This window comes from Acidobacteriota bacterium (assembly GCA_003696075.1).
GTDB lineage: Bacteria > Acidobacteriota > Polarisedimenticolia > J045 > J045 > J045.
In genome coordinates this window covers 1-9,848 of sequence record RFHH01000215.1, presented here as the reverse complement: position 1 = coordinate 9,848, position 9,848 = coordinate 1, and the positions used below count along the sequence as shown (strand labels likewise).

Annotated in this window: 8 protein-coding genes; 2 read left to right on the top strand and 6 right to left on the bottom strand. The window is 75.7% G+C overall.

Features of this window, described 5'->3' with window-relative positions:
* Together D6718_13445 and D6718_13440 are read right to left on the bottom strand one after the other, a co-directional pair.
* Positions 1-610 (bottom strand): lipid-A-disaccharide synthase (locus D6718_13445; protein RMG42732.1); only part of this gene is annotated, 610 nt, incomplete at its 3' end.
* A gap of 2 nt (positions 611-612) precedes the next feature.
* On the bottom strand, positions 613-1,317 hold the full coding sequence (locus D6718_13440; protein RMG42731.1) for a DUF374 domain-containing protein: 705 nt from the start codon (positions 1,315-1,317) through the stop codon (positions 613-615).
* Here D6718_13440 and D6718_13435 point away from each other — a divergent pair.
* A complete protein-coding gene (locus D6718_13435) occupies positions 1,251-1,826 on the top strand; it encodes a hypothetical protein (protein ID RMG42730.1) in 576 nt (191 codons plus the stop codon). The two genes, D6718_13440 and D6718_13435, sit on opposite strands and share 67 nt — an antisense overlap.
* 15 nt (positions 1,827-1,841) lie before the next feature.
* Here D6718_13435 and D6718_13430 read toward each other — a convergent pair whose 3' ends face one another.
* Together D6718_13430 and D6718_13425 are read right to left on the bottom strand one after the other, a co-directional pair.
* A complete protein-coding gene (locus D6718_13430; protein RMG42729.1) occupies positions 1,842-2,900 on the bottom strand; it encodes an undecaprenyl/decaprenyl-phosphate alpha-N-acetylglucosaminyl 1-phosphate transferase in 1,059 nt (352 codons plus the stop codon).
* A 10-nt stretch (positions 2,901-2,910) separates the two neighbouring features.
* Positions 2,911-4,131: a glycosyltransferase gene (locus tag D6718_13425; protein ID RMG42728.1), complete on the bottom strand. Its 1,221-nt coding sequence runs from the start codon at positions 4,129-4,131 to the stop codon at positions 2,911-2,913.
* Positions 4,132-4,219: 88 nt separating this feature from the next.
* On the opposite strand from D6718_13425, the gene D6718_13420 reads away from it, so the two are divergent.
* Positions 4,220-6,793 carry a hypothetical protein gene (locus D6718_13420; GenBank protein RMG42727.1) on the top strand — a complete coding sequence of 858 codons (2,574 nt, stop codon included), beginning with the start codon at positions 4,220-4,222 and terminating at the stop codon, positions 6,791-6,793.
* Here D6718_13420 and D6718_13415 read toward each other — a convergent pair.
* The gene (locus D6718_13415) at positions 6,770-8,983 is read right to left on the bottom strand and encodes a polysaccharide biosynthesis tyrosine autokinase (GenBank protein RMG42726.1); all 2,214 of its coding nucleotides are present in this window, start codon (positions 8,981-8,983) and stop codon (positions 6,770-6,772) included. The genes D6718_13420 and D6718_13415 overlap by 24 nt on opposite strands.
* 105 nt (positions 8,984-9,088) lie before the next feature.
* A partial coding sequence (locus D6718_13410; protein ID RMG42725.1) for a hypothetical protein occupies positions 9,089-9,848 on the bottom strand: 760 nt, incomplete at its 5' end.

The window sequence follows — 9,848 nt, the reverse complement described above, 5'->3', positions numbered from 1 at the left end:
GATGGCGGGCGATCTCCGCCGGCCGCGAGCCGGGGAGCAGGCCGAAGACCGGCGCGTCGGGCGGCCAGCCGAGCCGGCGGCGTGCCTCCGCCGCCGGCACCGGCCGCCCGGTGATCTCGGCGAGCGGGTGGCCGGCGAAGGTCACCGGAACGCCGTGCTCGCGGTAGAACGCCTCCTCGAAGCGGAAGAGGACGATCATCCGGTCGACGCGCTCTCGGATCGTGCGGACGCGGCCCCGCCGCCAGGCCCAGACCTGCGGGCTGACGAAGTAGACCACCGGGACGCCGCGGCGGCGGGCGGTGCGGGCGAGAAGGAGGTTGAAGTCGGGGAAGTCGACCGGAAGCAGGGCGTCGTAGCGCCCCGACGCGATCCGCCGCGAGAGGTCCGCCATCACCCGCCGCAGGGCGGGGAGCCGCCGCACGACCTCGGTGATGCCGACGACGGAAAGCTCGGCGGCGTCGTGCAGCAGCTCGCACCCGGCGGCGGCGAGCCGCGGTCCTCCGACGCCGGCGAAACTCAATCCCGCGTCGAGCCGCCGCGCCGCTTCGACCAGCCCCGCCGCGTGGCGCTCCCCCGAGGGCTCGCCGGACACCACCAGCACGCGCCGCACGATCACCGCTCCCGCACCGGCCGCCCGACGGCGGGATCGCCGGCGTGGAGCCGCGCGAACGCCTCCAGATCGTTCAGCGCCCGCTCCAGTCGCGCGGCCGCCGCCTCGAGCGGTTCGTCGCGGCCGATCTCCAGCGGCCGGCCGTACGCGATCAGGGCGCGGCTGAACGGCTTCGGCACGACGAACCGGTCCCAGGTCCGCAGCTCCCACGCCCGCTCGGCCGCGAAGGCCACCGGCACGATCGGAATGCCCGCCAGGCGCGCCGCCGCGACCGCGCCCGGCTGGACCCGCCGCGCCGGCCCGCGCGGGCCGTCCGGCGTGAAGCCGATGTCGGCGCCGCGCTTCACCTCCCGGAGGAGCCGCCGCAGCCCGGCGGCCCCGCCGCGGGTCGTGGAGCCGCGGACCGGGACGTAGCCGAACCGCTCGACCGTCCGGGCGATCAGCTCGCCGTCGCGATGCCGGCTGATGAGAAAGGCGAGGCGCGGGCCGACGTAGCTGTAGACCATCATCAGCAGGTGGGCGTGCCAGAAGACGTGCACGTAGCGGCGGTTCTCGGCCGCGAACCGCTCCACGACTTCCCGGCCGTGCGCGCGAAGCCGGAGGGTGCGCCGGAGCGCCCGGATCAACAGAGCCGCGAGCGGTGGGGCGACCCGCTCGCGGACCGCCGCGGCGAGGCGCCCGCGAAGGGCCCCGCGCCCCGCCCTCACGTCGCGCCCGGACCCACCGCCTTCGCCTCGCACAGTTCGCGCAGCTCGTCCGGTCCGGCGGGATGGAGCGCGACGCCGACGCGATCGACCTCCGGACCCCCGGCCGGGAGCGGCACTCGGAGCACCGTCTCCAGGGCGCCGCCCGCTTCGCCGAGACCGGTCAGATCGATCTCCCGCACGGCTCGGCCGACCTCCCGCGCCTGAGCTCCCTCGCCCGTTTCGAAGACCACGTCGACCGTCAGGCAGGGCAGCGCGAGCGGGCTGCCGCGCTCGACCACGCGCAGCGAGACGAGCGCGTCCTTCCCTTCCTCGGAGTCGAGCGACTTCCCCTCGGTCCACGTGAGCATCTCGACCCGGTGCGCCTGCCGCGCCCGGGAGAGGAGCACCCACGGGTCCGTGGGCCGGCAACCGGCGGCGACCGCGAGGAGCGCGATCCCGATCGCCACGCGCCCGGCGCCCCGATTCACCCGCGTGATCACCGTTCCGACCTCCGCCGCGGCGGATCGTAGCACGGAACCGGCCCCTCACCCCCGGCCGCGCCGCCCGGAGATCAGCGCGCCATAGCCCAGTCGGTGGGCGAGGAGCGCGGCGGCGACCGCCGCCGGCACGAGCGGCACGAGGGAGAGTTCCCGGGGCAAGAGCAGCGACGCCACCGCGAGCAGCGAGAAGAAGCCCTGCACGGCGGCGAGTGCCGCGACGGCGCGGCGCGGTCCGAACCCCGCGTCGAGGAGCCGGTGGTGGAGATGCTGCCGGTCCGCGCGCATCGGGTTCTCGCCCCGCGCCACCCTCCTGAGCACGGCGAGGAACGTGTCGAGCAGGGGCACGCCGAGGGCCAGGGCGGGCACGGCCGGGTTGAAGCCGACCTTCCCGCGCAGCGTGCCGACCGCCAGGCAGGCCAGGACGAGCCCGATGAGGAGGCTGCCGCACGATCCCATGAACTGGCGGGCCGGCGGCGCGTTGTGCACCAGGAAGCCGGCGACCCCGCCCGCCAGCGCCACCGCCACCACCGCCGCGACGGGTCCCGACGCGAGGACCGCCTGGATCGCGAGAGGCGCGACCGCGAGCAGCGCCATCGTCGCCGCCAGGCCGTCCAGCCCGTCGATGAGGTTCAGGGCGTTCATCGCGGCGACCATCCAGAGGATCGTCGCCGCGGCGGCGAGCGGGCCGAGCCGAACCGCCCCGAGGCCGAGATCGAGCGTCTCGATGCGGAAGCCCGCTGCCCAGGCGACCCCCGCGGCCGCCAGTTCGCCCGCGAGCTTCACCCACGGGCTCAGCGTCCAAACGTCGTCGGCGAAACCGACGGCGGCGATCAGCAGGGCGGCGACCCCGAGCCCGGCGATCGGCACCGGCAGCTCGGCGATCCGCTCGCCGCCCGGCGATCCCGACAGGACGGCGGCCCCCACGGCCAGCAGCGCCCCGGCGAGGATCGCCAGGCCGCCGAGCCGGGGCGTCACCTCGCGATGGACCTTTCGCGCCAGGTCGGGACGGTCTTCGGCGCCGACGCGCGCCGCGAGGCGGCCGGCGAGGGGGGCGAGGATCATGGCGCCGCCCGCGGCGACGGCCAGATACAAGAGCAGGAGCATCGGCGGCGGATTATCCCACCGGGGCCGCCGGCGAGCCCTTTCGCTCCTCCTCGCCCCGCGTGCTCCGCGGGACCGTCCAGGCCGCCTGGGCCCGCCCGAGCAGCCCGCGGAGCGTCCCGGCGGCGGCGGCCGCGTTCACGACGACCAGGTACCGCGCGAGTCGAAGCAGCGCCCCCGGGCCGCGCGCGCCCCGGGGTGGAGGCACCGCGGCGAGCGCCGCCGGCGCGAGGACGGCCGCGGCCGCCAGCGCGCCGGCGGCCGACCCGGCGAGCGCGGCGGGCAGGCCGAGTCCGAGCGCCGCCAGCGCGAGCCACGGCACGGCGTAGCGGAGAAGCTTGTGCGACACGTAGGCCCAGAGGATCCGCCGGGGCAGGCGGCCGAGCCCGATCCAGCGCGCGCAGGCCACCTGCTGGGCGATGATCCGCGCCTTCCGCTCGAACTCCTCGCGCATCGTCGCCGCCGCGCGCTCGTACGCGCGCGCCTCCGGCACGACGATCGTTCGCAAGCCGGCGATCGCGGCGAGGAGCGGCTCCGCGGCGTCGCCGGCGATCTGCGGCGGAAGCGGCCGCCACAGGCTCCGCCGGATGGCGTAGACACCGCCGTTGGCCACCGCGAGCAGGTCTCGCTCCGCCTCGCACCGTTTCGTCCAGGTCTCGAACCGCCAGTACAGCCCTTCGCCCGCGGAGACGTCGGGATCGTCCTCGTTGGTGAAGACCACCTCGCCGATCGCGACCCCGACCGTCGCGTCGTCGAAGGCGCGGGCGAGAGCGCGGAGCGTGCCGGGGGCGAAGAGCACGTTGGCGTCGGTCTGGACGAGGATCGCTCCGCGCGCCTCGGCGCCGATACGGTTGATGCCCGCGGTCTTTCCCGCGCGGCGCGGCTGGCGGAAGAGCCGCACGCGCGGATCGGCGATCGACCTCACGATCTCGTCCGTGCCGTCGTCGCTCGCGTCGGAGACGACGAGCACTTCGAGGCGGTCTGTGGGGTAGTCCTGCTCGAGGAGATTCCGGACGCGCCGCTCGATCACCCGGGCCTCGTTGTGCGCCGCGACGAGCACCGAAACCGCGGGGAGCGGTCCGCCGGCCGGCGCCACCGGGCGCCGCCGCCGCGGAAGGAGGCGGACGAGCAGCGGATATCCGGCGTAGGCGTACAGGCCGACCGCCAGGCATGCCAGCGCGAGCGTGCCCGCGATCTGCGGCCAGGCGGCGAGGGACGTTTCCACGCGCCGAATCTACGGTGGCCCGCGTCCGGCCGCACGCGCCGCCCCGGCCCGCGCCCGCCGGTGTAACCTCCTGAACCTCGCCGGCCCGGAGCGAACGATGACGGGGAGGCTTTCTCGTAACGGAGCGCTGGGGCTCGCCATGCTGCTGGCGGTCGCCGCACCCCTTCCGTACGGGGCGACGGGAGCCGCCGCGCGGGGCGGGCTCGCCCTGGCCGCCGCGCTGGCCCTCTGGCTCGCCCGGCGGGAGTGCATTCCGGCGCCTCCGGCACGGTTCGCGTGGCTGTCGCTGGCGGTCCTGGCGATCCCGGCGGCGCAGCTCCTCCCGGTGCCCCCCTCGTGGATCGAGCGGGTCTCGCCGTTCGAGGCCGCCCAGGCGCGCGCTTCGCTCGCGCTGCCCGGAGAGGATCCGCAGCTCGCCCAGGCCGAGCGGGCGGTGTGGGCGGCGGCCGGCGTGGTGCGGCGCGAGAGCGGATGGAGACCCCTGTCGGCCGACCCGGACGGAACCGTCGAGGCGGGGGTGCGCCTCGCGCTGGCGGTCGGGGCCTTCTTGCTCGGGCTCCTCGCTCCCTCGGGCGAGCGCCAGCGCCGCCTTCTTCTCGGAGCCGTGGCGGCGTCGGCCGTCGTCCAGGCCGCCTACGGGCTGGCCGAGACCCTCTCCGGGCACGAGCACGTCCTGTTCCGGGTGAAGGAGCACTACACGGAGGTTCCGAGCGGAACGTTCATCTGCCCGAACCACTTCGCGGCCCTCGTCTCGCTCGGACTGTTCCTCTTCGCGGGACTGTCGCTCGAGCGGCGCGGGTCGGGAGGAGAGCCGGGCCGCGGCCCGGCGCGCGCCGCCCTCGCCGGCACCCTCGGCGCCGTCCTGCTCCTCGCGCTGCTGTGGTCTTCGTCGCGCGGCGCGCTCCTCGCGGGCGGATTCTCCGGGCTACTGCTCGCGGCGTGGGCGGCCAGGCGCCGCTTGCGGATCGGACTCGGCGGTCTCCTGCTCGCCGCTCTCGTCCTCGCCGCCGCCGTCTGGATGCGCCCGCCGACCCCGCTGGCGGAGGACGCGGCGAACCTCTCCCTGAGCGGGCGAACCGAGATCTGGGCCACGACGCTCGAGATCGGGCGGCGGCATCCCTGGATCGGGAGCGGCCTGGGAACCTACGCCGCGGTCCATCCGCTGTTCCGCCCCGATCGCTCGGCGGCGCGGGTGGTCCACGCCCACTCCGACTACCTCGAGTGGTGGGCGGAGACCGGCCTGCCCGGCGTGCTGCTGCTCGCGGCGGACCTGGCCGCCGTGCTCCCCGCCGCGCGGCAGCTCCTCCGGCGGCGCACCGGCCGCCTCCTCACCGGGGCGGGGCTGTTCGGGCTCGGCGCGCTCGCCGTGCACGAAGCGGCCGACTTCTCCCTGCAACTGCCCGGAGTGGCGGTCCCCGCGGCCCTCGCGGCGGGGGCGCTGCTCGCCCCCGCGGGCTGGGGACCGATCGCCGGATCGCCCCGCCGCCGCGAGCGGGCCTACCGGATCGCCTCCGCCGTGGTGGTCGCCGCGCTGGCGGTGGGGGGCTTGGCCGCCCTCGCCTCGCGCCGGCCGGTCCTCCGCCCGGACGGGCTGTCCGGATGGGCGGCCACCGCCGAGGGCCTGCGGCGGGGGGCGCGCATGCGCCTCGCCGCGCTCGTCGAGGGACCGGAGCGCCCGCCCGCTCCCGAGCGGTTCGGTCCGGTCTTCACGCTCCTCCGCCGGGCCGCCTGGCGCGCCCCCCTCCGGGGCGAGATCCGCGTGACCGCCTGGCTCGCGGTCGAGTCGTTCCTCCGGTCGGCGCCCCCGGAGCGGGTGCCGCCCGGCGCCAGGCTCCTCGCCCGCCACTACCTCGAGCGCGCCCAGGAGCTGGCGCCCGCCGACCGGCACCGCCTCGAGGTGCTCGTCCGCTGCTGGCTCGCTGCGGGGGATGCCGCGCGCGCCAGACGGGTCGCGCGGAGGCTTCTCGCGCTCGATCCCGGACGCGCCGAGAAGGTCTACGACCTCCTCGGGGAGGCGGCGGCGGGGCTGGGAGAACTGATGGAGGCGACGCCGAACGACCCCCGCGCGGCGCTCGCCCTGGCCCGCCACCTCCTCCAGCGCCGGCACGATCCGGCGGGAGCGCAGATCGTCCTCGAGCGGGCGCTGGCGCGCCACCCCGGCGAGTCGGCCATCCGGCGCCAGCTCGCGGGGGTGCTCGCCGTACGCGGGCGCCCCGCGCGCGCGCTCGAGCTGCTCGAAAGCGCCGGGACGGGCGCGACGGCCGCCGAGCGGCGGGCCGAGCTGCTCCTCCGCGCGCGTCTCCTCCTCGCCCTCGGCCGGGCGGACGAGGTCCCCCCGCTTCTCGACCGACTGGCGTCCGCCGGCGCCGATCCCCGGGAGATCGGCCTCCTGCGCGCGCGGGCCCTGCTGGCGTCGGGCCGGCGGGGCGAGGCGGTGGCGGAGCTGGAACGGATCCGCAGCGGCGGGCTCGAGGGGCTGCCGGACGCCCGCCGGCTGGAGCTGCTCGTCACTCTCGGGCGCGAACTCGCCCGCACCGGTGCCTACTCGAGGGCGCTTCCCCTGTTCCGGGAGGCCGCCGCGATCGATCCCGGCCGGCCGGAGATCCGCCGCTTCTTCGAGGAGCTGGAGCGGGCCGCGGGGACCGGATCAGCCGGCGGCGTCGCGCGCTGAGGCGCGCTCGCCCTCCTCCTCCGCCGGCCGGCGGTAGTAGCCCTTCCGGTAGCGGTAGGACCGGTAGTACGACCCGGTGACGTCCTCGGTCACCTCGCAGTTGAGGATCGTCCCGAGGATCCGCGCGTTGACCTTGGCGAGCTGGTCGACCGCCTGCCGCAGCGCGTCCTTCGGCGTGGAGAGGGCGCGGGCGACGAGGAGCGTCCCTTCCACCACCGGCACGAGGTTGAGGGCGTCGGCGAAGACGAGGACGGGCGGGGAGTCGATCACGACGAAGTCGAAGCCGAGGCGTTCGTCGAGCTCGCCGACGATCTCCCGGAATCGGTCGGGATCGAGAAGGGTCGCCGGATCGGGGGGGCACGGCCCTCCCGGAAGGAGGTGGAGGTTCGCGTACCGGGTCGGGACCACGAAGCCGTCCGCCGGGTCGTGCGAGGCGAGCAGGTTCGTCAGGCCCCGCTCCGACGGCACCCGGAAAACGCGGTGCAAGCGGGGATGGCGCAGGTCGGCGTCGATCAGGACCACCTTCCGCCCGAACGCCCCGAGCGTCCGGGCGAGATTGGCGGCGATCGTGCTCTTCCCTTCCCCGGGCAGGGCCGAGGTCACCAGGAGCGAGCGCGGCGGGTGCTGCGGCTGCGCGAGAAGGATGGACGACCGGAGGGCGCGGAACGCCTCCTCGACGTCCATCTGCTCCTCCGGGATCACCGGCCGGCTGCGCGATCGTCCCTTTCTCGAGAAGACCAGGCGCGGCCGCGGGGGAGCGCTCGCCCGCGGGATGCTCCCGAGCAGCGGCAGCCCGGTGATTTCCCGCATCTGCGAGGCGGTCCGCAGCTTGACGTCGAGCGCCTCCGCGCCGAAGGCGCCTCCGACCCCCAGCAGCAGGCCGAGCAGCAGCCCGAGGGCCAGATTGAGCTTGACGCGCGGGGCCGACGGACTCTTCGGCGGCTTCGCCCGGTCGACCACGTGGACCTGGCGCTCGAGGATCGATTGGAGGTCGCGCGTCACCGCCACCTCCTCCCGCCGCGCGAGCAACCGGTCGAGCGCCTCGCGCTTCTGCTTGTACAGGCTCCGGAGCGCCTCGAGCTCGCCCGTGGCGAGCTGGAGCTGCGCCGCGCGCGCCTGCTCCTCTTCGATCAGCCGCTGGAGGCGCGCCTCGCTCTCGCGCCGGAGCGCGAGTTCGGCGCGCGCCGACTCGAGCGCCTGCCGGTAGATCGCCTCCATCTCGTTTTCGAGGTTGCGCTCGGTTTCCTTCACCGCGGCACGCAGCTCGACCAGGCGCGGCCAGTTCGGCCCGACCTTCCCCTCCAGCTCCGCCAGCTCCCGCCGCAGCTCGGCGAGATCCTGCCGGTAGCGCTGCACCTGCGGGTTGGCGTTCACCTCGGGAATCCCCGACGGCGTCGCCTCCTGGTAGGCGGCCAGGCGCGCCTCCGCCGCCGCCCGCTCCGCCTTGACCTCGGTGAGCGTCTGCTCGAGGCGCGACAGGCGGGTGCTGCCGGGCTCGTCCTCCCGCTCGGGCACCGTCGGCGGCGCCTGGCGCCGCGCCTGCGCCAGCTTCGCCTCCAGCTCGAGCACCTCCGCCTGGGCTTCCTGGATGGCCCGCTCGAGGAAGTCGGCCGCCCCGCGGCGGGCGTCGACGCCGGTGCGGACGAAGAAGTCGCGGTAGGCGTCGACCACCGCGTTGACCACGTTGGCGGCGATCTCCGGCGAGGGATGGGTGAACGACACGCGAACGACGCTCGAGTACTCGAGCTGCTCGGTGTCGAGATTGTCGCGAATGTACGCGGCGATCTGATCGTCCGTCGGCGGCTTCGGTTCCTCGCCGTCCTCCCCGGGCTCGGTCAGCTCCGGAGCCAGCGCTTCCCTCACGCCGTACCGGTCGAGCGCATCCCGCAGGACGGCGGGATCGCGGAGCAGCAGGTACTGCGTCTGGTAGAAGCGCTGGATCTCGTACTCGTTCCAGACCATCGGCACCACGTCCTCGGTGTCGAGCACGCGGGGCGTGGTCCTTTCGATGAGAAGCCGGGCCGAAGCCGTGTAGACGGGCGTTCGCAAGAAGGTCACCAGCGCCGTCAGAAGGAACACCTCGGCCGCGATCGCGGCCACGAGCCACCGGCGCTGCCAGAGAACCTTGCGGACCGCGGCGAGATCCCAGTCCCCCCCCGGCCCGACTCCGGGCACCGTCATTGCCGGCATCCGCCCTCCTTGCTCCCGTCCGCAAATTGCCCGCGGCGGTCCGTACCGGTTCGAAACATAGCGCCGCGCGGTCGGCCGGGGCAATGGGGCCGGCAGCCGGCCGGCTCAGATCCTGTCCTTGATCGCGTCGGCCCGGTCCCGCGGCACCACGAGCAGGCCGTGCGGCCCCTTGACGACCAGGAGCGGCTCGGCGGCCATGCCGAGCGCCCGGGGAGGGGGCCCCTCCCCGACCCAGAGCACCGCGCTTCCCTCCGGGGCCCCTTCGAGCGGCGCGGCGCGGAGGGGACCGGCGTCGCCGCGCCGGGCCAGCCGGAGGACCGCCTCCCAACCGCCCACGTCGTCCCAGCCGGCGTCGAGAGGGACGACGCTCACCCCTCGCGCCCGTTCCATCAGCGCGTAGTCGATCGACAGGCGGGGGGCCGCCTCCCAGTGGCCGCCCCGCCCGCTCGCCACGAACGCCTCCACCGGATGCGCGACCTCCGGAGCGTGGCGCACGAGCGCCTCCCAGAAGCTGCGCGCGCGCCACACGAACAGCCCCGCGTTCCACAGTGCCCCGCCGGCGATCAACCGTTCCGCTTCGCTCCGCTCCGGCTTTTCGGTGAAGCGGGCCACCGGCACGGCGCGGCCCGGATCCGGCCTCGCCGCCGGAACGACGTAACCGAACCCGGTCGCCGGCCGGTCGGGCAGGACGCCGAGAAGGACGAGTTCCCCGCGCCGCGCGGCCCCGGCGGCGGCCGATAGCGCGGCGCGGAATCGCCCGAGCTCCTCGATCCTGTGGTCGGCGGGCAGGACCGCCGCCACCGCATCGGGCGCCGCCTCCAGGAGCCGGCGCATCGCCAGGGCGATCGCGGGCCCCGTGTCGCGG